At 49.3% G+C, this 25,301-nt stretch carries 18 protein-coding genes; 7 read left to right on the forward strand and 11 right to left on the reverse strand.

The annotated features are described in order from the left end of the window. Window positions 1-22: 22 nt before the first annotated feature. The 6 genes from PKI34_04685 to rpiB form a co-directional block, all read right to left on the reverse strand. Complete coding sequence (locus PKI34_04685; protein ID HNS17101.1) at window positions 23-919, reverse strand: class I SAM-dependent methyltransferase; 897 nt, start codon at window positions 917-919, stop codon at window positions 23-25. A gap of 27 nt (window positions 920-946) precedes the next feature. Continuing rightward, entirely contained in the window at window positions 947-2,818 is a 1,872-nt protein-coding gene (gene mnmG / locus PKI34_04690; protein ID HNS17102.1) for a tRNA uridine-5-carboxymethylaminomethyl(34) synthesis enzyme MnmG, read from the reverse strand. Window positions 2,819-2,850: 32 nt separating this feature from the next. Next, window positions 2,851-3,288, reverse strand: a complete 438-nt coding sequence (gene ybeY / locus PKI34_04695) for an rRNA maturation RNase YbeY (GenBank protein ID HNS17103.1) — start codon at window positions 3,286-3,288, stop codon at window positions 2,851-2,853. Between the two features lie 12 nt (window positions 3,289-3,300). Continuing rightward, window positions 3,301-3,801, reverse strand: coding sequence for an ATP-binding protein (locus tag PKI34_04700; protein ID HNS17104.1), 501 nt, complete (start codon window positions 3,799-3,801; stop codon window positions 3,301-3,303). A gap of 11 nt (window positions 3,802-3,812) precedes the next feature. Further along, on the reverse strand, window positions 3,813-7,172 hold the full coding sequence (locus PKI34_04705; GenBank protein ID HNS17105.1) for a hypothetical protein: 3,360 nt from the start codon (window positions 7,170-7,172) through the stop codon (window positions 3,813-3,815). Between the two features lie 213 nt (window positions 7,173-7,385). Next, a complete protein-coding gene (gene rpiB, locus PKI34_04710) occupies window positions 7,386-9,191 on the reverse strand; it encodes a ribose 5-phosphate isomerase B (GenBank protein ID HNS17106.1) in 1,806 nt (601 codons plus the stop codon). Window positions 9,192-9,702: 511 nt separating this feature from the next. Between rpiB and nadA the strand changes: the two genes are divergently transcribed. Genes nadA through PKI34_04730 form a run of 4 tightly spaced genes read left to right on the forward strand, consistent with a single transcriptional unit; the run spans window position 9,703 to window position 14,392 of the window. Continuing rightward, a complete protein-coding gene (nadA, locus tag PKI34_04715; protein ID HNS17107.1) occupies window positions 9,703-10,635 on the forward strand; it encodes a quinolinate synthase NadA in 933 nt (310 codons plus the stop codon). A gap of 47 nt (window positions 10,636-10,682) precedes the next feature. Continuing rightward, window positions 10,683-12,185 (forward strand): hypothetical protein, encoded by a 1,503-nt coding sequence (locus PKI34_04720; GenBank protein HNS17108.1) that lies wholly within the window; start codon window positions 10,683-10,685, stop codon window positions 12,183-12,185. Next, window positions 12,163-13,803, forward strand: coding sequence for a S41 family peptidase (locus PKI34_04725; GenBank protein ID HNS17109.1), 1,641 nt, complete (start codon window positions 12,163-12,165; stop codon window positions 13,801-13,803). Before PKI34_04720 ends, PKI34_04725 begins: the two co-directional genes overlap by 23 nt. Before the next feature lie 13 nt (window positions 13,804-13,816). Then, window positions 13,817-14,392 carry a superoxide dismutase gene (locus PKI34_04730; GenBank protein ID HNS17110.1) on the forward strand — a complete coding sequence of 192 codons (576 nt, stop codon included), beginning with the start codon at window positions 13,817-13,819 and terminating at the stop codon, window positions 14,390-14,392. Window positions 14,393-14,431: 39 nt separating this feature from the next. Here PKI34_04730 and glmS read toward each other — a convergent pair whose 3' ends face one another. Genes glmS through PKI34_04745 form a run of 3 tightly spaced genes read right to left on the reverse strand, consistent with a single transcriptional unit; the run spans window position 14,432 to window position 18,487 of the window. Next, the gene (glmS, locus tag PKI34_04735) at window positions 14,432-16,270 is read right to left on the reverse strand and encodes a glutamine--fructose-6-phosphate transaminase (isomerizing) (protein HNS17111.1); all 1,839 of its coding nucleotides are present in this window, start codon (window positions 16,268-16,270) and stop codon (window positions 14,432-14,434) included. 31 nt (window positions 16,271-16,301) lie between these two features. Continuing rightward, window positions 16,302-17,624, reverse strand: a complete 1,323-nt coding sequence (locus tag PKI34_04740) for a DUF4270 domain-containing protein (GenBank protein ID HNS17112.1) — start codon at window positions 17,622-17,624, stop codon at window positions 16,302-16,304. 38 nt (window positions 17,625-17,662) lie between these two features. Then, entirely contained in the window at window positions 17,663-18,487 is an 825-nt protein-coding gene (locus PKI34_04745; protein HNS17113.1) for a glycogen/starch synthase, read from the reverse strand. A gap of 208 nt (window positions 18,488-18,695) precedes the next feature. On the opposite strand from PKI34_04745, the gene PKI34_04750 reads away from it, so the two are divergent. Beyond that, on the forward strand, window positions 18,696-19,607 hold the full coding sequence (locus PKI34_04750; GenBank protein ID HNS17114.1) for a proline dehydrogenase family protein: 912 nt from the start codon (window positions 18,696-18,698) through the stop codon (window positions 19,605-19,607). Window positions 19,608-19,620: 13 nt separating this feature from the next. Here PKI34_04750 and PKI34_04755 read toward each other — a convergent pair whose 3' ends face one another. Together PKI34_04755 and PKI34_04760 are read right to left on the reverse strand one after the other, a co-directional pair. Beyond that, on the reverse strand, window positions 19,621-21,009 hold the full coding sequence (locus PKI34_04755; protein ID HNS17115.1) for an aminopeptidase P family protein: 1,389 nt from the start codon (window positions 21,007-21,009) through the stop codon (window positions 19,621-19,623). A gap of 89 nt (window positions 21,010-21,098) precedes the next feature. Continuing rightward, window positions 21,099-22,388: an aminopeptidase P N-terminal domain-containing protein gene (locus PKI34_04760; protein ID HNS17116.1), complete on the reverse strand. Its 1,290-nt coding sequence runs from the start codon at window positions 22,386-22,388 to the stop codon at window positions 21,099-21,101. 171 nt (window positions 22,389-22,559) lie between these two features. Here PKI34_04760 and PKI34_04765 point away from each other — a divergent pair, with 171 nt between their 5' ends. Then, window positions 22,560-23,228 carry a succinate dehydrogenase cytochrome b subunit gene (locus tag PKI34_04765; GenBank protein ID HNS17117.1) on the forward strand — a complete coding sequence of 223 codons (669 nt, stop codon included), beginning with the start codon at window positions 22,560-22,562 and terminating at the stop codon, window positions 23,226-23,228. A 144-nt stretch (window positions 23,229-23,372) separates the two neighbouring features. Further along, entirely contained in the window at window positions 23,373-25,292 is a 1,920-nt protein-coding gene (locus PKI34_04770) for a fumarate reductase/succinate dehydrogenase flavoprotein subunit (GenBank protein ID HNS17118.1), read from the forward strand. The last annotated feature ends 9 nt before the right edge of the window (window positions 25,293-25,301 follow it).

A 25,301-nucleotide genomic window follows, 5' to 3' on the forward strand; every position in this document is an offset into this window, starting at 1 on the left:
GTAAATGAAAGATGGGCTAAAGTTAAGCATTTTCTGGTTTGATGACATAAATCAGGCTGGAGAAGGTATTTTCGTGGGATCTGGCGTACCGGTTGGACCGCCATCCATTGCGGATGGCCCTGAGGTAGTTCACCCGGCCATGCTGATAGCGTTCACTGAGCATGCTGATATAATAGGCATCGAGCTTCATGGGCAGTGAACACTGAATTTTCAGGCCGTACTGCCGAACCAGCCGGTCCATCGTTTGCGGAGTGAAATGAACCAGGTGGCGCGGTACATCCCAGGCGGCCCAGTAGGGTCCGTAAAAAGCAGCATCCCGGGAAGTATAATTGGGAACGGCGATGAACAGCACGCCATCGGGTCTCAGGATCCTTTTGACCTGAGCAAAGGTTTCGTGCAAACCGGCAATATGTTCCAGTGAATGCCATAAGGTGATCACGTGATGGCTCCGGGTTGGAATCTGCGTGAAGAGTTCACTTCCGCCGATGTGCAGGGGATAGTTACGCATGGCAGCCTGCCGGGTCGGTTCGTCAGGCTCGATGCCGAGGGTTTCCCATTTTCGTTTTTGAAAATAGCCAAGGAAGTCCCCGGAGCCACAGCCTATGTCCAAAATGGTCCCCGGAGACTGCCTGCTTTGGGTCCGGATCAGGTTATACTTCTTCCACAGGGTATAATTTCGGGCAATGAGGTACAGTTTGTTCAGGAGTCCTTTGGACGATGCTGAATGGGATATGTAAGACCTGCTCTGGTAATACCTGGCGATCTCTTCTGCCGTGGGCCGGGGATCCGTGATTCCGCAGCCGCAATTCGGGCAGATTCGTATGACAAAGGTTTCATTGGTCAGAAAAAGATCCCTGACCTCCAGGTAGGGATGAAGATCCGGGGACTGGCATACCGGGCAGTTGGAAATTGTATTCATCGCCGATGTTTCACGTGGAACAGCTTATTATCTTCCAAGCATGACGAGCAAAACGGAAATGTCGGCCGGGGAAACCCCGGGTATTCTGGATGCCTGTCCGATGGTGGCGGGCCGGATCCTGTTGAGTTTTTCTCTTGCTTCAAAAGAAAGTGCTTTCAGGGAGTGGTAATCAAGGGTGTCTTTCAGGTAGATTTCATCGACCTTCGACAGATGGGCTGCCATTTCCTGTTCCTTGCTGATGTATCCCTCATATTTGATCGTGATCTCCGCCTCTTCGAAAGCTTCGCGGTCGTTCATGCCCGCCTTATTTCCCAGCTGACGGAGTGTGTCCAGGTGAACGAACAGTCCGTCCAGGGTTACCTGGGGCCGAAGCAGCAGGGTGGCCACTTTTACACTTTGCTCCAGGGGAGCGGTGTTCATTTGCTCCAGGTAGGGATTGATCTCCCCGGGTGTAACACTCTGGGTATGAAGAAACCGGATCATTTTCCAGATGTGCTCTTTTTTCCTGATCAGCCGGTTCATCCGGGCGTCATCGGCCAAGCCTATGCCGTGAGCCTTGGGGGTCAGCCGGAGGTCGGCATTATCCTGCCGTAATAAAATGCGGTATTCTGCCCTCGAGGTGAACATCCGGTAAGGCTCGTCAACACCCTTTGTTATCAGATCGTCGATGAGCACTCCGATGTAGGCCTCGGAACGCTTGAGAACAAATTCGGGCTGATCGTGGATCTTCATATGGGCGTTTATCCCTGCGATGATCCCCTGCGCGGCAGCTTCTTCGTATCCTGTGGTTCCGTTGATCTGACCGGCAAAATAGAGATGATGGATCTTTTTGGTTTCCAGTGTGGCATACAACTGGACAGGAGGGAAATAATCGTATTCAATGGCATATCCCGGCCGGAAGATCCGGGCATTTTCAAAACCGGGAATCAGTTTCAACGCTTCAACCTGAACCTCTTCCGGCAGGGAAGACGAAAATCCGTTCAGGTACACCTCCACGGTATTCCATCCTTCCGGCTCAACAAACAACTGGTGCGACAGTTTATCGCTGAACCGTTCAATTTTATCTTCGATCGACGGGCAGTACCTGGGGCCAATGCCTTTGATCCGGCCCACAAAAAGCGGTGACCGGTCAAAGCCGGTTCTCAGCACGGCATGGACCTTTTCATTCGTGTAGGCAAGGTAACAACTGCGCTGTCGTTTCAGGCGGGGAGTATCGGTAAAGGAGAACTTTCCCGGGTTTTCATCACCTTTTTGTTCTTCCAGGTTTGAATAATTGATCGAGCGGCCATCGATTCGAACCGGGGTGCCGGTTTTCATCCTGCTGGATTCAAATCCGAGCTGAACCAGGCTTTCCGTCAGGCCTTTTGCAGCTTTCTCCCCGATGCGGCCTCCTTCAAAATGCTTTTCACCAATGTGGATCACGCCATTCAGAAAAGTTCCGTTGGTCAGGATGACGGCTTTGGCAGGCAGGATGTGACCGAGCCGGGTAACGACGCCGGTGATCCGGTCACCGTCGGCCAGAACGCCGGTGACCATGTCTTCACGGAAATCAAGTCCGGGGATGGTTTCCATTGCCTGTCGCCACTCTAGGGAAAATAAACCCCGGTCATTCTGAGCACGGGGGCTCCACATGGCAGGACCTTTTGAGCGGTTCAGCATCCGGAACTGGATCATGGTACGGTCGGTCACGATTCCGGATAATCCGCCGAGCGCATCAATTTCCCGGATGATCTGTCCCTTGGCAATGCCTCCCATGGCGGGATTGCAGCTCATCTGCGCCATGGTGGTCATGTTCATGGTGACCAGCAGCACCCGCGATCCCAGCCGTGCAGCAGCGGCAGCAGCCTCACAGCCGGCGTGCCCGGCACCCACCACAATGACATCATACGGAACGAACATGGTTCGGGAATGTTTCACGTGAAACAGGGAACTCAAATCCCTTTCTCACGTAACGATAGATAATGATTCTCTTTTTCGGTCATTCTCTTCTTGTCCCTGGCCCTTTTATCATCATACCCGGCAAGATGAAGAATGCCGTGGACCATGACCCTGTGCAGCTCGTCTTTTACTGAAACGCCAAAAGTTATGGCATTCTCCTTCACCCGGGGCAGGCTGATGTAAATATCACCTGAGGCAATCTGTTCAGATTCTGAAAAATCAAATGTCAGAACATCGGTGAAGTGATCATGGGATAAATAGGTAAGATTGAGCTGGCGTAAAAACTCATCCGTACAGAGAATGATGTTGATGTCGTGGTAGGATTCGTTCTCACTGATGATGACCATATCCAGCCACTGGCGAAGCTTTTCTTTATTCCGTAATGGATAGGAAACGCCCTCCAGAAAGAAATGGATCCTGTTATCTGTCATGTTTTCAGGGGTTTAACGGTTCTTTTCGTGGGTGGATTTCCTGGCAGACTTCTTAAAAGAAGCCATCTTTTTCTGACGGTCCAGGTTGACCTCTTCCCGGATGCCGCTGACGGTGAAATAAAGGCTGATACAATTCCCTTTTTCATTGAAATGAACTTCGTCGGCAAGGCGCCTGATGATGAAAAGCCCACGGCCCTGGAGCCCGGATGCGGGAAGGGATGGTTCGGTCGGATCGGTTATCTCTCTGAAAGGAAATCCCTCGCCTTCGTCCTGAATGTGAAAGACAAGCTTACCCGGCTTTGCCTCAAAAAGGATGTCAATCATTTTCCCCTCATCCATCTTGTTGCCGTGGATGAGACTGTTCTCAACGGCTTCCATCACTGCAGCGGTGATGTTGCCATAATAGTCCATCCCTATGTTATACCTGTCGCAAATTTCTTCAAGAAACCGTTCCACCAGGTGAAGGTGTTTCATGCCTGAAGGAATCCTGATGGCAAGCCGTTCAAATCTCATATATCCTCTTGTCAGTCTTCAAAATTAAATAAATAGTCGTTAACTTTTCTTTTATAAAAGGGTTTTAAGCCTGGTGGAATACTTTTAAGGATTTCCGTCTGATTGTCTTTTATACCTTTATACTTAAAAAACTCTTCAGGGTTACTGATTTTTTGATTTTTTACTTCTTTTGATTCACGCTGTTCTTCAAGCTCACGCATGCGTTCGGCTTTCTCCGATTCCAGAAGCCTTGAAAGTATCTCCTGCTGCCGCATCAGGGTCTGGTTGGTGATCATTTTATTGACCAGGTCTGTTTCGGTTTTTTCCATATCCTCAATCATTCGCTTCATCTCGCCCTGGTCGCCAAGTCCCTGCTCTTTCAACCCATCCATGTATTGCCGCAGCTGGTTGCGCAGGGCTTCCTGCTGCGCCGCCAGCCTGGCCAGCTGCTCGCTCATGGCCGGCATTCCCATTTGCTCACTGCCCTGACCCTTGTCCATCCCTTTCTTTAGCTGTTCAATCTGTTTGTTGAGCTGCTCCTGGAGCTGCCGCATCGTACTGATCGAAGAGGGGGATGACCCTCCCGGATTGGGGCAGCTGCCACCGCCTGAATTCTGGCTCATCTGATCCATCTGCGACTGCATGTTCTGAAGTGATTCTGAAAGCAAAAGCGCCAGATTGTTCACCGATGTCATCACATACTGTTGATTGGACTGCGCGGTGCTGACATTCTTTTCTGCCAGGTCAGCCAGCGTTTTGCTGAGCTTGTCATCAATCTCATTGATCTCCCGCTGGACGACCGCCTTGATGGCAGGCTGACGCTTGCTGAGAGCGAACAGGGAGTCTTCGATCATCCCCACATCATCTTTTAATTTTTTCTGATCCTGCACAATGCGGTTATAAACCGGATCATTTCTTCCGGTCATCGAAAGCTCATCCATCAGTTTTTCCTGATCAAAACTGACCTGGAGAAGGTTTTCAAGGATCTCCCGAAGCGCCCAGATGTCTTCCCCCAGTGCGGCCGACATCATGCTGTCCATCATGTTCTGCAGCTTGCTGCTCATTTCCTTCATCTTCCGGGCGGCACCCTGCTGCGATTTGGAGGCTTTGGAGAACTTCTTCGTCGAAAGCTCGTTCTGACTGTTCTGAAGATCATCCTTGATCCCCTGCTCATCCTGTTCGGTATTCTCCATCTGATTCGGATCTTCAAGCTCCTGGTTCATTTTGTCCAGTTCATCCAGCTCCTCGCCTATCTGGTCAAATTCCTCCCCGATCTTCTCCTGCTTATCCATCAATTCTTCCGCGTCTTCATTCCTGCCTTCACTGGTCTCTTCTGACAGCTTTTCCTGTTTTTCAGAAAGTTTCCCGATCTTATCGATCATGTCGGCCAGCCTTTTCTCAAATTCAAACCGTTTGAACAGCTCAAGGCTCCGGTCGAGCTGCTGTTCAATGTCTTCATTGGTCCACTTCATTTTCTCAAGCATCTCATTGATCTTATCCTTATCCATTTCACTCATCATCTGCTGCAACTCTTCTATTAGCTTTTTCACATCTTCGGAAAGGATCTCTTCAAAGAGCTTTTCCAGCTCCTTTTGTTTTTCAAGAATGTCGGGGTCCACTTCCTTGTATTGCTGCTCCCTGACCGATTTTTCCAGATTCTGAAGATTCAGGTCTTCCATGCGGTTCTGAATGGATTGCTGTTTTTTGAGAAGCTGCTCCAACTGCTGCTCCTCCTGCCAGTTCAGGCTCTTCTTTTCAAGAAAATTCCGGTGAAGTTCCTCGATGTCTTTCTGCATGCCTTTCAGGTCAAGCAGAGTGGATTCCATTTCATTTTTAAGGGACTCGCTGGCTGCCTGGGTTTGCTCGTCGATTTCCTCCAGGGAGGGTATCCGAAAGGTCATTTTTGGTGTACGGCTCGATTTATTTCCGTTCACCGCATCATTGTCCCATACCTCAAAAAAATATTCCACTTCATCACCCGGTGAAAGGGACAGAGAGGTGATGTCAAAAAAATGATAAAACAGCTGCTGGGTTTGCCGGGGATCTACCGCAACGCGCTGACTTGAATCGGGAACGCGGTCGTCCCCGCCGGGCCTGTCCTTCACACCATAACGGAACAGCAAACGGGTGAAACCATAGTCGTCCCTGATGTTACCTTTAAAATACAGTCGGTTGTCGTACAGCGTATCCCTGTACTCCTCCGCCAGAATGGTCGGGTACAGGTCGGGGATCACCGTAAGGGTGTAAAACAGCGAATCGTTGTCCTGAACGTAACGATTGACCGTTTTTACCGAATAATAAGAACTGCGGTAACAGGAATGCTCATAAACGAAAACATTGTTGCCCTGCTGTCCAAGCACTTCTCTGCGGTCATCCACCGAAAACAGGACCGAATCGGTGTCGGTGGTGAAAAACTTCCAGATAAGGCGGGTTCCTTCAGGCACGATAAGATCCCCTGTATTTTCCAGCACTTCTTCCTTTTTCCCCGTGTAAACCGGCGGGTTCATTTTAATTTCAAACCTTCCGATCACAGGGCTGGGAATGACAAGGATCTCTTTACGGTCGGACCGGTACTTGTCGGCCGTAAGATAAAAGGCCACGTTCCGCTGGATATTTCTGAAAAGATAACTGTACCGGCCGTTGGATTCCCGGGATAACTTCAGGTTTTGACCTTCCATTTCAAGGTAAAATGCCTCGGGGATCTGCTCCCCCGATACACCGACGATCAGCTTGAAATCTTCATTTCTCAATGCCTTAAGTTCCTTGTTTTCAATCCATACAGAAAAAGGAAGTTCTCTCTCAAAATATACGTTATGGTTCACGATCCGATGCGTGGGTTCCCTGATCACTCCCGGGGCGGCGATGAAGATGAACAGAAGAATGGAAAGGGGAACCAGGGCATATTTCAGGTACTTTCGGTTGTCGCGTAGCTGGATGGCTGAATGAAACGGGATGGGGGTGAGATGCCGGATCTTCTGGCTGATGCTGGCCTCGATCAGCTCCCGGCTGGAGGGTTCTTCTATCCGGCCAAGCTGCAGGGTATTGAGCAATTTGTCCCTGACCTCCGGGAAATGTTTCCCGATGATCCCGGCGGCCTGTTCGCGGGTAATGATCTTTCCGATCTTGAAAAGCTGGAAGACCGGGATGGCCACAAAACGAACTAAAATGATGAGAATGGCGGCCAGCAAACCATAAAAGAGCACGGTGCGCATCTGGGTGCCAAAATGGCCGATAAATTCAAGAAGGCTGACCACCAGGTAAAACAGCGCCACCAGGGCAACGCTATAGATCAGTCCTTTGACGATGCGGTTCTTGTAGTATTTTCGGATGAACTGGTCCAGTTTCCGGATCAGCACACCATAATTTCCATTATTATTTCCTGTGTCGGTCATTTCGGCAATAGGGCTCTTAGCCAACCATCCTGCAAAAATACACTATTTGGGGGAGAAAAAAGGGAAGCGTCCGCTTCCCTATTTAACGCACCCAAAACCATGAAAAAACAGCTAATGAAAACCATTCGCCGCAGTATAATCAACGGTTTCTGGATTCATTTATTTTCAGTTTAACTTCTTTTAACAAATCACGCCTGCCCGTCTCCTCCAGGATCACCCGTTTTCGATCCAGCGCTGACGGAAGGATCGTTTACTGAACACCGGCAGCGTCCGGCGCTTGCCCCAGGCTCGGCTGAAGAAATAAGCCATCGCCCTGTTTTTGGCACCGGATCCGAAAAAATCCATCCGGTACCTCCGCATCATGATGCTTTTCCACCCTTTCATGATCACTTTTTCCTGAGGAGACGTTAATCCTCTTTTCACGGCCTCATTGCGGTTATGGAGCAGGAGTTCGTGCAGGTTCACCTTTACGGGGCAAACCTCCGTGCAATGCCTGCACAGGGAAGAGGCAAAGCTGAGATGGATATGCTGGTTGAAATCATTCAGGTAAGGACTGATGACGGCGCCAATGGGTCCGGTATAGGTCGTTCCATAGGCATGACCGCCAATGTTCTTGTACACCGGGCACGCATTCAGGCAGGCTCCGCAACGGATACAGGATAAGGCTCTTCGGTGCAGCGGCTGTTGGAGTACTTCCGTACGGTTGTTGTCGAGCAAAATAACGATCATTTCATCTGGTCCGTCGGTTTCATCCTCCTTTCGGGGTCCAGTGAGAATCGAATTGTACACGGTGAGGTACTGCCCGGTTCCGTGTGAAGACAACAATGGCCAGAAAAGGTGCAGGTCCGCAATGGAAGGGATGACCTTTTCGATCCCCGCGACCACAATATGAATACCTGGAAATGACACCGACATCAGCGCGTTTCCTTCATTTTCAGTTATAGCAACGGCACCTGCGTCGGCAATGAGAAAGTTGGCACCGGTGATTCCGGCACCGGCCTGCAGGAATTTCTGCCGGAGTTGTTCCCTGACAAAACCGGTCACTTCTTCCGGCGTGCTGTTGGCATCCAGCCCGAATTTTTCGCTGAAAAGTGCCGACACATCTTCTTTCGATTTATGCATCGCCGGCGTCAGGATATGATAGGGCTTCTCGCCTGACAGCTGCACAATGTATTCACCAAGGTCAGTCTCAACGGGCTCGATTCCATTTCGGGCCAGCGCCTCATTCAGCTCCAGTTCTTCCGTCAGCATGGACTTCGATTTGACCACAAGCTTCACGTCATGCTGCTTCAGAATATGGAGAATTTCCCTGACTGCTTCTTTCTTACTGAGGGCCCAGACAACCCTTCCCCCTCTTTTTTTGAAATTGGATTCAAACTCAATGAGGTATTCGTCGAGCCGCTCGAGCACTTTATGCCTGATATTCGCTGCGCGCTGCCTGGCGTTTTCCAGGTTTTCAAACTGCACCAGACCGGCATGAAATGATTCTTCATACCGGGAAATGTTGTAATTGAGTGTTTTTCTGTGCTTTAAATCGAACGCTTTCTTTTCTGCCTGTTCCAGAAAACGCGCCTTCTGAATGGTCATGATGCGGGGTATCTTGCTCACACGTCGTTGGTGGCGGCCACCGTCAAAAGGAGTATTCAGGAACAGACTGACCACCTCCCAGGCGGTTTCCTCACCGATGAACCTGCCCGGAAGAGCAAGCACATTGGCATTGTTGTGCCGGCGGGCCAGAACTGAAATCTCCGGCATCCAGCACAGGGCAGCCCTTACCCGTGGATACTTGTTGGCTACCATGCTTGCTCCGATTCCCGTACCGCATATGATGATGGCCCAATCCAGCTTCTGCTGATCAATGGCACAGGCCAGCGGATGGATGACATCGGGATAATCTACACTTTCATTGCTGAAAGTCCCGAAATCTTCCACAGAAAATCCCTGGGCGACAAGCTTTTGCTTCAGGCTTTCCTTGAGTGCGTACCCGGCGTGATCGCTGCCCATTCCAATGATGATCATAAACGATGGTTATCGAGCACAAATTTAAAACAATTATACCACGACCTTTCAGCGTTCACTCCCGGATCATTGGCTTTTAAGGATCCCTTGAATCAACTGTATTCTATTTAATTATAAATCAATTTTTTATATTATTTAAACAATTAGTTGTTCATAACTGTTTACTTTTGTTATCAACTATTGATAAAAGAAAAATCATAGGTACTCAGTTTCAGAGACGAAGATTTGGAGTTCTTTTATTATTATTTATCAACAAAAAAAATTAATGATTCAGATGCTTTTTTTTCAACGTCTGAGTTATTAACGATATGTGAATAAAAGTTCATAATTATCACAGTCACCAACTTATCAGATGATAAGTGTATGATTTTTGTTAATGAACGACAAATAATGAATTTTCCAAAAATCAGTCAGTCCTTTTATACACACTATGAACAGTCCTTACTAATAATAATAATCTTTTTAATTAAGTTTATTCATTAATTCGTATTGTTAATTCATCGGAAAAAGAATGAAACAGGATCATATAATTGAAGAGATCAAACGGCTGAAACAGAAAAAGAATGCCCTCATTCTGGCACATTACTATCAGGTCCCCGAAATACAGGAATTGGCTGATTTTGTTGGCGACAGCCTGGGATTATCCAGGCAGGCAGCCAATGCCAACGCTGAAATCATTGTATTTGCAGGAGTCCATTTTATGGCTGAAACTGCCAAAATTGTAAATCCGAAAAGCAGGGTTCTTTTACCAGATCCTGCTGCAGGATGTTCATTGGCTGATTCCTGCCCGCCGGACGAGTTTGAACGGTTCATACAACAGCATCCCCATCACAAAGTCATATCGTACATCAATTGTTCAGCGGATGTCAAGGCCCTGTCGGATGTGATCTGTACATCCAGCAATGCGCTTCAGATCGTCAGGTCATTTTCTGAGAGTCAGCCCCTTATTTTTGCTCCGGATAAGAACCTGGGCGGGTATGTGAACCGGATGACCGGACGAAATATGGTTATATGGAATGGCACCTGTGAAGTGCACGACATTCTATCCACGGAAAAAATCATTCAGCTAAAAATTGAAAATCCGGATGCAAAACTTATTGCTCATCCCGAATGCAAGGCACAGGTGCTGGAACTGGCCGATTTCATTGGTTCGACAACCGGCCTCCTTCAATTTACGATCAGGGATGACAGTAAAAAATACATTGTGGCAACTGAAACAGGAATACTTCACCAGATGAAGAAATCCTCCCCGGATAAAGAATTCATCATTGTTCCCTCCGATACAACCTGCTCGTGCAATGATTGTCCCTATATGAAAATGAATACGCTCGAAAAGCTATATCTGTGCCTGAAAAACGAAGCCCCTGAAATCGTTCTTTCTGATGAACTGATCAACCGTGCAAGAGTACCCATCGAACGCATGCTGGAAATATCCGGAAAATGAAGTGACCAGAATTGAATCCCTCATTCGCAGGATAAGGTGAAAAAACTATGAAATATCTGTTTTTGTTTATTTTTTTATTATGGACATACGTTTGTGCGGCACAACAGAACGTGATCAATCCGAATGGACTAAATGTCTTTTATCATGAAAACGGACAGATCTCCAGCGAGGGCAAAATGGTCAACGGTGTTCCTGACGGATACTGGAAGACCTATTATGAAAACGGAACACTGAAATCAGAAGGCAACAGGAAAGAATTTCTTCTGGACAGCCTGTGGAAGTTCTATGATGAAAAAGGAAAACTGGTTCTGGAAATTACCTACGGTAACAATAAAAAAAATGGCATCAGGCGAACGATCCAGGAATTTGAGGTGATCGAGGAAAATTTTGCGGATGACATTAAGCAGGGTAATACGGTTTATTTCTATCCGGATGGTAAAAAAAAGAAAACAGTTCCGTTTGTGGACGGGATCGAGGATGGAATGGCCTATGAGTATGATCCGGAGGGTACGGTCATCTCCCTGATCGAGTATAAGAAAGGTTTCATTGTCAACAGGGAAAAGATCAACCGAAAAGACAGAAATAACCTCAAACAGGGAAAATGGGCGTATTTTTACGACAACGGCCGGGTACGGCTTGAAGGCACCTACCGTGATGATCTGAAAAACGGTTATTTCAAACAATACGACCGCGAAGGAAACCTGGTCATCGTTGAAAAGTATCTGGATGATGTACTGCAGGAGAATGTTGCAGAGCTTGTTGAACTGGATGTCCTGACAGATTACTATCCCAGCGGAAAAGTTAAGACAGTGGCCAGTTACAAGGACGGAATCCCCGAAGGGGTCAGGAGGGAATACACGGAAGATGGCAGGATATGGATGGCCTATACGTTCAGGGCCGGGAATATGACGGGTCAGGGCATCATGAATGAACAGGGAACAAAACAGGGATCCTGGAAGGAGTTCTATGACGATGGAAAGCTTAAGGCGGAAGGGGATTACGATAACGGAAAAAAAACGGGAGGATGGAAGTATTATTATCCCGACGGCACCCTGGAGCAGGAAGGTTTTTATAATCAGGGCGGAATGCTTGACGGGGTATGGAGATGGTATTATCCCTCCGGAGCCCTGCACCGGGAGGAACAATACCTGAATGATCTTGCCGACGGCAGATCAGTCGAATATGATGAAGCAGGAAAGCTTGTCAGTTCGGGTGAATACATCGAGGGCAGGGAAGAAGGATTCTGGTTTTATGACATCGATGGCTCAAGGGAAGAAGGCACCTACGGAAATGGATTGCGAAGCGGAACCTGGAGTTCCTATTACCAGGACGGACAGCTTCGTTTCACTGGTAATTTCATTGACGACAATCCAAACGGAAAGCACTTATACTACTGGGGCGACGGAAAGATCAAGGAGGAGGGCAGGTATGTCATGGGCCTGAAAGAGGGGGAGTGGTTGAAATTTGATCCTGATGGAACCCTCTTCATTGTGATAACTTATGAAAATGGCATTGAAACCAAATATGATGGAATCAAAATCAGAGAATGAGCGACCGAAAAGAACATTGATCAGCCTTCCTTTGCTCATCATCCTTGTGTTGCTGATAGGGATCTGGGCCGGGGCGCGGCTGGTGGGCTATATGAACCGGACCAGCAAACCCATCCCTATTCCCGCAATGCGTTCCGATAAGGTCATGGAAGCCCTGCGTTTCATCGAACAGGATTATGTGGATTCTTTATCCGGTGAAAACATAAGGGAAGATGCGATCAACGGAATGTTAGGCGATCTTGACCCCCATTCGCAGTATTTGAGTGCCGGGATGCTGAAAGATGCAAATGAGTCGCTTGTGGGCAACTTTGAAGGGATTGGAATTGAATTCAGGATCGTAAGCGATACGATCAACGTTGTACAGGTCATTTCTGGAGGTCCTTCTGAAAAGACCGGACTGCGTTCCGGCGATCGGATCATCCGGATCAACGACACAGTTGTCGCCGGCATAAAGCTGGAAAATCAGGATGTCATAAAAAAACTCAGGGGCCCCAGGGGAACCAGGGTGAAGGTGACGGTCTACCGACCGGAGATCTCCGGAGAGGCTGATTTCATCATCATCAGGGACGTCATTCCGCTCTACAGTGTTGACATTTCATATATGGTGGATGATTCGATCGGCTACATAAAGGTCAGCAGGTTTTCTGCCACCACGCCGGAAGAGTTTGACGACGCTTTGCAAAGACTGAGGGAGCAAGGATGCAGCAAGCTGATCCTGGATCTTCGCGGGAATGTTGGCGGGTATCTGGAATCCGCCACCAAAATGGCGGATGAGTTTCTTGACGATGAGAAACTGATCGTATATACCGAGGGTAAAAACCGTCCCCGCCAGTATATGTATGCCACACACAGCGGCCGGCTTGAAGATGCTGCATTGTGCATCCTGATCGATGAGGGATCGGCTTCGGCAAGCGAAATTCTTGCAGGAGCAGTTCAGGACAATGACCGGGGTGTCATCATCGGAAGGAGATCGTTCGGAAAAGGCCTGGTGCAACAGCAGCTGGAACTTGCCGATGGCTCTGCCCTGAGACTTACCGTAGCACGTTACTATACACCTACGGGACGGTGCATCCAGCGACCTTACAACGACGGACAGGAAGCATACTATGAGGACCTGTTGATGCGGCTGAAGACCGGTGAACTTAACAACCAGGACAGTATTAAATTCCCGGATTCCCTTAAATATTACACTCCCGGCGGAAAAGTGGTTTACGGAGGGGGCGGGATCATGCCTGATATCTATGTGCCCATTGATACAGGTAAGTTTTACGGGTACTATAACCAATTGATAAACAAGGGATTGATCTATCAGTTCGCGTATGATTTTGCCGACAGGAACAGGGACAGGATGCTGGAGACCTATCCGGATGCAGGCAATTTTATTAAAAGATACGAAGTTGACCAATCCTTGTTTGAAAAACTGATCGCGTACAGTGAAGAAAAAGGGCTGGAAAGGGATGCAAAGGGACTGAACTCAACCCGTGCAATGATTGCCAACTTGCTGAAAGCGTATATCGGCAGGAATCTGTTCAACGATGAGGCATTTTACCCCATCCTCAATCAGGATGATAAGATCTTTCTCAGGGCGGTTGATGAGATGAAAGGAAAACCCATTTAAAACGATAAGAACCATGGCTTTTGAATTACCCAAATTACCGTATGAAATGGACGCGCTGGAGCCGTTCATTTCGAAGCAGACCATTGAATACCATTACGGCAGGCATCACCGTGCCTATGTCGATAACCTGAACAAGCTCATTCCGGGCACTCCGTTTGAAAGTGCCACCCTTGACGACATTGTCCGTAAGGCTGAAGGCGGCATTTTCAACAACGGGGCACAGGTATGGAATCATACGTTCTACTGGAACTGTTTAACCCCGGAAAGAAATGTCCAGCTCCCGCCGAAAATGGTCGGGCGACTGGAGGAAGCATTTGGAACGGTGGATGAATTCAGGCAGAAGTTTACGCAGGCCGCGGCGACCCTGTTCGGATCAGGCTGGGCCTGGCTGGTCAGCCATCCTGACGGGAAGCTTGAAATCGTTCAGGAAAGCAATGCCGGGAATCCTCTGCGGCGTGGCCTGACACCGCTTCTCACCTGTGATGTCTGGGAGCACGCCTATTATCTCGACAAACAAAACCGCCGGCCGGATTATGTTGCTGACTTCTGGAACATCGTTGACTGGAATGCCGTATCTGGAAGGCTGTAGCCGATAGCCGGTCAGCGGTCGGCAGTCGGTAAAAGGCGTTTACTCCACTGTCACGGATTTGGCGAGGTTGCGGGGTTGATCGACGTCGCAGCCGCGGAGTATGGCGATGTGGTACGACAGCAGCTGGAGAGGTACTGTTGCCAGAAGAGGCACCAGCATCTCTTCGGTTTCGGGAATCTCGATCACATAATCCGCATTTTCCGTAACAATGCTGTCACCTTGGGTGACGATGGCAATGATCTTACCCTTGCGGGTCTTGATTTCCATGATGTTGCTGACCACTTTGTCGTACGTTCCCTTGTTGGTCGCAATGACCACGCAGGGCATTTCATCATCGATCAGGGCGATGGGCCCGTGTTTCATTTCGGCTGCCGGATAGCCTTCTGCATGGATGTAGGATATTTCCTTAAGCTTCAGTGCGCCTTCCAGGGCCACCGGAAAATTGTAACCCCTTCCCAGGTACAGAAAATTGCGTACGTGGCTGTAGTTTTTGGCTATTTCAAGGATCCGCTGATTCAGTTCAAGGACTTTTTCAATTTTTTCGGGGATTTTATTGAGCTCCCGGATGATCCGGAAGAAGCGGGACCGGGTGATGGTACCCTTGGCTTTGGCAATTTCGAGTGCCATCAGGGTCAGGATGGCAACCTGGGCGGTGAAGGCTTTGGTGGATGCCACCCCGATCTCCGGGCCTGCGTGGGTATAGGATCCTGCATGACTTTCACGGGCAATGGACGACCCCACTACATTGCAGATTCCAAGGATGATGGCTCCCTTTGACCTGGCCAGCTGAATGGCTGCCAGGGTGTCGGCCGTTTCGCCTGATTGCGAGATGGCGATGACAATGTCTTTTTCACACAGGATCGGGTTGCGGTATCGAAATTCGGAGGCATATTCCACCTCAACGGGTATGCGGGCGAGCTCTTCGATCAGGTATTCACCCACCAGTCCTGCGTGCCAGGAGGTTCCACAGCCCACGATGATGATCCGTTCAGCCGCGATCAGCTTTTGCAGGTAATCCCGGATCCCTCCCAGGGAGATGATCCCATTTTCAACGTCAAGACGCCCGCGCATGCTGTCCCTGACGGATGCAGGCTGCTCAAAGATCTCCTTGAGCATGAAATGGGGAAATCCGCCCTTTTCGATGGCGCTCAGGTTCATCTCCAGTTTCTGGACATAGGGGATCTTGTCAATGTTTTTGATGGTCTTGATCTTCAGTGGCTCATTTCTTCGTATGATAGCAATTTCTTCATCGTTCAGATAGACCACATCCTGGGTGTATTCTACGATGGGAGTTGCATCCGATGCCAGAAAATACTCTCCCTGCCCCAGACCGACGACCAGCGGGCTGCTCTTCCGGGCGGCAATCAGCATATCCGGTTCATGTTTCGAGATCACAACGATGGCATAAGCCCCGATCACCTGATTAAGAGCCACCTGTACCGCCTCAACCAGCGGTACCTGTTCACTGTTGAGGATATCTTCGATCAGCTGGATCAACACTTCCGTATCGGTATCGCTTCGGAAGTGGTAACCTCTCTCTGTGAGGATTTGTTTTAACGAGGAGTAATTTTCGATGATGCCATTGTGAATGATGGCCAGGTTCCCGGATTGGGAGAAATGGGGATGGGCGTTGACATCATTTGGTATGCCGTGGGTTGCCCAGCGGGTATGGGCGATTCCCACCGTGCCCGCCAGTGAAAGACCACTGATGCGGTTAACAAGATCAGCAACCTTACCCTGGTTTTTATACAGATGGATATGTTCGTTGATCAGTGCAATGCCTGCACTGTCGTAGCCACGGTATTCCAGCCGGCGAAGACCGTTGATCAGAATGGGCAGTGCCTGTTGGTTTCCGAGGTATGCTACAATGCCGCACATAATGTTGGGTAAAATGGATTGAATTCCGATATCAGATGGTTGGCCTGGTGTAAATAAGCCGCAGCTTCATGTTGTTGGAAAGTGCCCCGGGGCCGCCGATGACCACTCGTGATGCATTAATGGAGGCGCCGGAGGTAAAAAGATTCAATGCTGTGGTGGAGTCCCTTTCCAGAAGTTTCTCCTGAATATAGCGGCTGATCCTGAACCGGTAACGGGGTTCATTGTACTTACCGTCGAAGTAGCTGGCATCTTCCGACTGGTCAGCCAGATAAAAAAGGGTGCTGTCGTTCTTTCCGTAGAGTGCCAGCTGGCCGGGAGCCGGATAAAACCCTCCGGGATCCAGGTTGTAAAAAATAAGCTGGGCTTCATTGATGGCGATGTTGTTTTCCTTTACCATGTTCAACAGGTAGGGAAAAACAATCCGGATCCTCACTCCTGCCATGGACTGAAGATACAGTAAGTCGTTACCAGAGGTGGTATCGCCCAGGATGATTTGTTGGCGGAGCGGATCGGAAGCTTCGTTATACCCGTAATGGTCGAAATGCCCGAAGCGCGCGTTCGACGTTGCGTTGAGGGCCATTCTGTACACCAGGGAGTCTTCCTCATCGCTGTGATAATAGATCGTGATGCGGGAGATAGTGGCATAGAAGTTAAAATACAGAAGGGATCCCTGTCCCGGAGAAGTGGCAACATCATCCGGAATGATGGCCAATCCTTTGAAATATTCCTTGAAAGAAGAGTTGCTGTCGAGTTCTGCCGCCGGAGCCGAAAGGATCTTGTTCCCAAGCTCCGGGCCCATGTTGAACCGGAGGTGCGGCTCATAATAGGTGGTGTCGATCAGCACGGAATCAGTTGGTTTCGGGGCAAAGGAATACGATGCCAGTTCCGTCGTACCATAGGCAACCGTTTGGAAAGAGTAATAGGAAGTATCTATGCGCAAGGACTCCGTGATCTCGTAAATGCGGATCGTTTGCACCGTGTTGGTATCCCCGTAATAACCGGCATACTGCAGCTGGACAATCAGGGAGTCGCACTCCGGATTGGTTCCGAAGTCGGGATTTGTGGATGACAGACTGATCTGCGTGAAAATGGCCGCCGAAGTCTTGCCGAAAACAGGATCATAAAGGGATCCCAGCAGATTGTAGGTGGATTCGTCCGTGCGGATGGAGTCCTCCAGCTCAGAATAGGCTATGATGGTGGCGGTGTCGCAAAATAATACTTCCAGGGGATCACCCTCAACAAGGTCAAGGCCAATGGTGGTTGGATCTTTCTTACAGGACAGAAAAAAAATGAGCAAAAAGAATACCCCTGATGCTGTGACGATATAAACCGAACGGCCCGTTTTCAAATTCATTGGATTCTGCAGCAAAACGTTTATATCATCAATATATTTTATCTGGAAATCATTTCACTGGACAGAACGCGATCGTAAAAATCAGAATAGGCATCCACACACCTGTCGATGGATGTGTAAGGCAGGCATGGTTTATTAAGGGAAGCCAGGTGATCGGCAATTTCCGGATTCATCTTTTCGCTTCCCGCAATGACAGCATCTGCAAAATGAATGGCTCCCTTGGTAATATTAATGAAGGTCGGCTCTTTGTAATGCTTAAGATCCTCAGTGGTGATGCCATCCATTTTTACTTTTTTATGGAAGTCCTTTTTAAAAGAGCCCGGGAAATCGTCATTATAAACAGAATAGATGACCCGTGTATCACTGAACAGGGGATTTTCGTGAAAGGCACGCTTGATGTACAGGGGGACCAGGCTGGTCATCCACCCGTGGCAGTGTACAATGTCGGGCCCCCAGCCTAATTTTTTTACGGTCTCCAGAACCCCGCGCGAGTAAAATATGGCTCTTTCGTCATTGTCGTCATAAAAATCCCCGTCCTTGTCGGTGAAGGTTGATTTTCGCTGGAAATAATCTTCATTGTCAATGAAGTAGATCTGCATGCGCGCTGACTGAATGGAGGCTACCTTAATGATCAGCGGGTGGTCGGTGTCGTCGATGATCAGGTTCATGCCTGACAGACGGATCACTTCGTGCAACTGGTTGCGTCTTTCATTGATGTTGCCATAACGGGGCATGAATGTGCGGATCTCTTTTCCCTTTTCCTGAATGCCCTGGGGCAGGAAGCGGCCAATTTTCCCCATGGGACTCTCTTTTAGATAGGGTGTAATTTCCTGGTGAACAAATAATACCTTGATTTTTTCCATAGGCAGTGTTTTACAAAGGGATTTGCAAAGGTAGTATTTTTTTTACACTTTATCAACTTTCGTCCTGCACGAAACAATCTAACACGCAAAGGTTCAATGAAAAAAACCATTGAACGAAATAATGGGGATGCACCCTCCTGGGTAAAAAAAATCTATTTACTTTTGTCTGTTATTTCATTAACAATAGTATCACAAAAAATCCGAGCGTATGATAAACAAGATGATTGCGGCCATGTTGCCCTATTTCCCGAAGAAATTCATCTGGATCTTTTCCAAAAAATATATTGCCGGGGAGACACTGGAAGACGCCCTGCGGGTATCCCGCGAATTCAATGCGGATGGCATCCGTATCACCATGGATGTCCTGGGTGAATTTATCACCCGGCTGGATGAGGCGGAGGAGAACAAGCATGAATACCTGAACCTGGTGGATGTTTTGCAGAAACAAGGCATTGACGGCAACATTTCGGTGAAGCCCACCATGTTCGGTTTATTGATTGACCAGGAGGCCTGTTACCAAAACATCCGCGAAATCGTTGCCAGGGCAGCAAAGTACGACAACTTTATCCGGATTGACATGGAAGACTCACAATGCACCGACATGGAGATCGCCCTGTACCGCCGGTTAAAAAAGGAATTTCCAAAGAATGTCGGGCTGGTGGTGCAGGCCTATCTGAAAAGGACAAGCAAGGACCTGCGGGATCTGATGGATCTGCACAGCAAAGAGGTTCCGCTGAATTACAGGCTTTGCAAAGGGATCTACGTTGAACCTGCCGAGATTGCCTTCAAGAAATACGATGAGGTCAACAAACATTATCTGGAGGATCTGGAATTTATGTTCCAGAACGGGATCTATGTCGGCATAGCAACGCATGATGTTCCACTGATCCAGGGAGCATTGCGCCTGATCGAGAAATACGGCGTTCCCAAAGACAGGTATGAGTTCCAGATGCTCTACGGGGTCACCCCTGAACGGAGAAAAAACCTGGTCGACAAAGGGCACCCCATGCGTATTTATGTACCTTACGGAATAAAATGGTTTGGTTACTCGACCCGGCGTTTAAAGGAAAATCCCAAGATGGCCGCTCAGATCATCAAGGCCATTTTCATCCGGCAGTAAGGAATGAAGCTTTTTACCGGCGGCAGGCGTTTTTGATCTCTTCCACTGTTTTTGGGATGGGTCTGCCAAGCACCTTGTGTCCTTCGGGGGTGACCAGTACGTCGTCTTCGATCCGTATTCCCCCGATCTCCTTATAATCGGCCAGCCTGTCATAATGGACGAAGTCCCGGAATTTTTGTTCCGCCATCCATTGTGAAATCAGTTCGGGAATGAAATAGATTCCCGGTTCGACGGTCAGCACATAGCCGGGCATCAGGGTTTTAGCCATACGGAGATAGGCCAGGCCGAACTGCTCACTCCGGTTCACCGTAGGGTCATATCCGACATAATCCTCTCCAAGGCCTTCCATGTCGTGGACATCCAGTCCGAGCATATGTCCCAGCCCGTGGGGGAAGAACAGGGCGTGGGCCCCGGCGGCCACGGCTTCCTCGATGTTGCCTTTCATCAGCCCGATGTCTTTGAGTCCCTGTGCAATGGTTCTGGCAGCCAGCAAATGGATATCTTTATAGGAGACCCCCGGCTTCATGGCATCAATGGCTGTAAGATTGGCCTTTAGCACGATCTCATAAATTTCTTTTTGTTTTGCGGAGAATTTTCCGCCCACCGGGACGGTCCGGGTAATGTCGCTGGCATAATGCAAGGGGCTTTCCGATCCGGCGTCAATTACCAGCATGCGGTTGATCACCAGCCTGTTGCCATGCGTATGGTTGTGCAGTGTCTGTCCGTTGATCGAGAGAATGGTCGGGAAGGACACCGGGTTGCCATAGGCGACGGAGATCCCCTCCAAAACGCCCTGGATTTCGCGCTCATATACACCAGGGTATGCCATTTTCATCGCCGTGGTGAACATTTCATAGGCGACGTCCACCGCTTTTTCGATCTCGGCCACCTCATACCGGTCTTTCACCGACCGCATGGCGACCACGGCACGGATCAGTTCCGGGGAAGCGTAATCGTTCACCCGTGAGTGGATCAGACCCAGCAGCTTATGCAGCAGGATCACCTGCTCTCCGCGGTAGGTTGGCAGGAAATGCACCTTTCTTCCGCTTTTCACGGCGGCGGCAAGAAGATCTGCCACCTTCCAAAAGGAATCTGTATTTTCGATCCCCGCTTCTGCAGCGCGGTCTTTTATTTTGGGCTGCGGCCCCATCCAGATGATGTCCTCGATTTCCATATCGTTCCCGAAAATGTACTCTTTGTTCTGATCCACGTCGATCACGCCCATCAGGTCGGGATGATCCAGACCAAAATAATAGAGAAAATTGCTGTCCTGCCTGAAATGATACGTATTCGCAGGGTAATTCATTGCAGCTTCGGTGTTGCCCGGGATCAGGATCACGCCCGACCGTACTTTTGCCCTGAGTTGTTTGCGGCGATTGACATAAATGCTTTTTTTGAACATGGTTAAATGATTTATTGATAAATTGTTAAATGGTCAAACGGTCATTTACCCTGATCCCTTCCCGGATGGGGAGGGGCAGGAGGTAAAGCTCACAGCCGCTTCATCAGTGCCTCGATTTCTTCCGGTTCCCGCGGGATGCCGGCCATCAGGTTGAGCGGGACATCGTCCACCAGGATGTCGTCTTCAATGCGGATGCCGATGCCTTCTTCCGGAATGTACAGTCCGGGTTCGAGGGTGAGCACCATTCCTTTTTTGAAGGGGGTGTATTTACTTCCGACATCGTGCACATCCAGCCCGATCGGATGGGATACGCCGTGCATCAGGAATTTGAAAGACAGCGGTTTGTCAGGATCCTGCCGGTCAACCTGTTCCTGTGTGAACAGGCCCAGGCCGATCATCTCTTTTTCCATCAGCTTATGGGTTTCCTTGTTCACATAATCAGGGCTGTTACCCGGTACAAAGAATGCAGTGGCCGTTTTCATCACCCGCAGTACGGCTTCATAGCATTGCCGCTGCCGGGGGGTGAATTTTCCGTTCACCGGGATGGTGCGGGTGCAATCGGCAATGTAATTGGCGTATTCGGCACCGAAATCCATCAGCAGCAGGTCGCCGTCGGAGCATTCGGCATCGTTATCGTGATAATGCAGGACGAGGCCATTGCGTCCGGCTCCGATGATCGGTTGATAGGCGTGCCCGCTGGACCCGTTCCTGATAAATTCATGGGTCATTTCCGCCTCCACTTCATATTCCATCACTCCTGGCCTGACGAACCGCAGAACCCGGAGAAAGGCCTGGCCGGTAAGGTCACAGGCCTTTTGGATCAGGTCGATCTCTTGCGGTTCTTTGACCAGCCGCAATTCGGTCATCGGGGGAGCGAGCCGTTCATACCGGTGCGCGGGAAACAAGTCGCGGATCTTCTGTGCGAAGCGCAGATCGCGCAGGGGAACCTCATTGGTCAGTTTGATGTATTCATTCTGGTTTAGATAGACAACATCGGCCGAGGCCATCAGGTCTCGGAATGTGATCTCAAAATCCTCAAGCCACAGAACGGTTTCTATGCCGGAAACCTCCCTGACCTCCTGACGGGTGTATTTATGTCCGGCCCATGTGGCGATCTGGTCATCCGTTTTTATCGTGAACACGATCTCCCTGAATTTTTCATTGGGATGGTCAGGGCAAATGGTCAGAATGCATTTCTCCTGGTCAAGACCGGTGAGATAAAAAATGTCGGAATTCTGCCGGAACGGGAAAAACTGATCCCCCGAACGCAACAGTTCATCATTGGAATGAATGACCGCCAGGGCGTTTTTGGGCAACATTCCCCTGAGCTTATGCCGGTTTCGGATGAATAATGCGGGGTCAATTCGTTTATAACGCATGAAACATGTTTAAAGGATGAACTGTTTATTTATACTCGTTAAAAATAAATACCGTACAATTGTTATTCAAATAACATATCCTAATTTTGTCCACATCCACGTACAAAAGAACTAATTTTTTTTCATTCAGGTTACCACTCACGTATTTTTTGACACTAAAATCCCGGGGAAATGATCAAGCAGTCGTCACTTACAAAGAAATACATTATGGCCTTTGCGGGGATATTCCTTGCGCTTTTCCTGCTGGTGCATTTGGGCATTAATTTATTTATTCTGCCCATCGCCGAAAATCATCAGGAGGTCTACGAAAATGCCGTTCATTTTATGACCTCTAATCCCCTGGTGCGGATTTTTGAGGTCGTCTTGTTTGCCACCTTTCTTATCCACATTGTTTACGGAACGATCCTGCAGATCCAGAACTGGAGGGCCAGACCCCAGAGGTACAGAAGGGAAGGATGGGCTCACACCTCTTTTTTCTCAAAATTCATGATCCACACGGGCATCATCATTTTTATTTTCCTGGTGATCCATTTTATCAATTTTTACTTTGTCAAACTTGGGATCACTTCTCCTCCCCGGGGACAGGCGCCGGTAATGGGCGAGGAGGATTTCTATCCCATGGCGGTCAACCTGTTTTCTAATGCGCCTTATGCCATTCTTTACATTGTTCTGCTCATCCTGCTGGGATTTCATCTGAACCATGCGTTCCAGTCGGCCTTTCAGTCGCTGGGATTGAATCACAGCAAGTATACGCCCGTCATCCGGTGGATCGGGACGTTGTATTCCATCATTGTTCCACTGGGATTTATCTGTATTCCGCTTTATTTTCTTGTATTTTGAATGAATGATGAATATTCGTTTAGAGGTAAAGGTTAAGATGCCGGTTTGGTTTAGGGGTAAAGATCAGAGTAAAAGCCTCCAGACCTCACCTCTAAACCAAACCGGCCTCCCAACCCTAACCCCTGAACAAAAACTAAAATACCAATGACAAAACTTGATGCAAAAATACCGCAGGGCACACTGGCAGAGAAATGGACAAATTACAAGGGTCACTCCCGGCTGGTAAATCCCGCAAACCGGAAGAAACTGGACATAATCGTCGTTGGGACCGGGATTGCCGGGAGTGCAGCCGCAGCCACCCTTGGCGAGATGGGGTATAACGTTAAGGTTTTCTGTTATCAGGACATGCCCCGGAGGGCACACTCTGTGGCAGCCCAGGGAGGAATCAATGCGGCCAAGAATTACAAGAACGACGGCGACAGTGTTGACAGGCTGTTCTATGACATGATCAAGGGAGGCGATTACCGTTCGAGGGAGGCGAATGTCTACCGGGCCGCTGAGGTAAGTTCGGCTTCCATTGACCAGCTGGTCGCCCAGGGAGTGCCCTTTGCCCGTGAGTATGGAGGCACGCTGGCCAACCGCTCTTTCGGGGGAGTTCAGGTCTCCCGGACCTTTTATGCACAGGGTCAGACCGGACAACAGGTACTGCTGGGATGTTATTCAGGACTGTGCCGGCAGGTCGATCTGGGGACCGTTACTTTTTATGCCCGCAGGGATGTGCTGGATATGGTGTTGATCGACGGAAAGGCCAGGGGAGTCATTGCGCGTAACCTGGTAACCGGAGAGATCGAGCGGCACGCCGCCCACGCCGTTGTGCTGGCCACAGGCGGATACGGCACGATCTATTATCTTTCGACCCTTGCGATCAATTCCAATGCCACTGCTGCCTGGGCTGCCTATAAAAGGGGTGCATTCTTCGGGAATCCAAGCTTTGTTCAGATTCATCCCACCAGTCTTCCCGTGCTGAACGAGTACCAGTCGAAGCTTACCCTGATGTCGGAATCCCTTCGTAACGACGGGCGTATCTGGGTCCCAAAGGAAAAGAGTGACAAGCGCCATCCGAATAACATCCCCGAACAGGACAGGGATTATTACCTGGAGAGAAGGTACCCGACCTATGGCAACCTGGTACCCAGGGATGTGGGATCAAGGGCTGCCAAGGAACGCTGTGATGCGGGTTATGGTGTGGGGCCCACGGGCCTGTCGGTCTACCTTGATTTCAAGGATGCCATAAAGCAGCAGGGTAAAAAGACCATTGCAGGGAAGTATGGCAACCTGTTCGAACTTTACCACCGGGTTACGGGCAGCGATCCCTATGAAGAACCCATGCGGATCTATCCGGCGGGTCATTATACCATGGGGGGCCTGTGGGTGGATTACGGCCTGATGACGACCATCCCGGGATTGTTTGCCATCGGGGAAGCTAATTTTTCGGATCACGGAGCCAATCGTCTGGGCGCCTCTTCCCTGATGCAGTGCGCCGGTGATGGATATTTCATTCTGCCCTGTACCCTGAGCGATTATCTGGCCGGGGAGATAAGGATTCCCCGCATTTCGACGGATGGAGAGGCTTTTGAAGCGGCTGAGAAAAACGTCAGGGACAGGATCGAAAGGCTGATGAGCGTTGATGGAAGAAAGACCTCCCTGTCATTTCACAAACGACTCGGTAACATCATGTGGAACTATTGCGGCATGGCCCGTAATGAAGCGGGGCTGAAGCAGGCATACACCATGGTGGATGAACTGGAAAAAGAATACTGGAAAGAGGTAAAGATCCCGGGGACGAGCACCGAACTAAATCAGGAGCTGGAGAAAGCCCTTCGGGTGGCCGACTTTTTTGGCCTGGCCAAGCTGATGATCACCGATGCCCTGGATCGCAAGGAGTCGTGTGGCGCCCACTTCCGTGAGGAGAGCCAGACCGCCACAGGCGAAGCACAGCGGATCGATTCCCGGTATTCGTATGTGGCAGCCTGGGAATATGCGGGAGATGACAGCACACCGGTTCTTTATAAAGAACCGCTGGTTTTTGAAAACGTCGAATTAAAAGAAAGAAGTTACAAATAATAAAGCAAA

The sequence above is a fragment of the Bacteroidales bacterium genome (genome assembly GCA_035342335.1).
GTDB lineage: Bacteria > Bacteroidota > Bacteroidia > Bacteroidales > JAGONC01 > JAGONC01.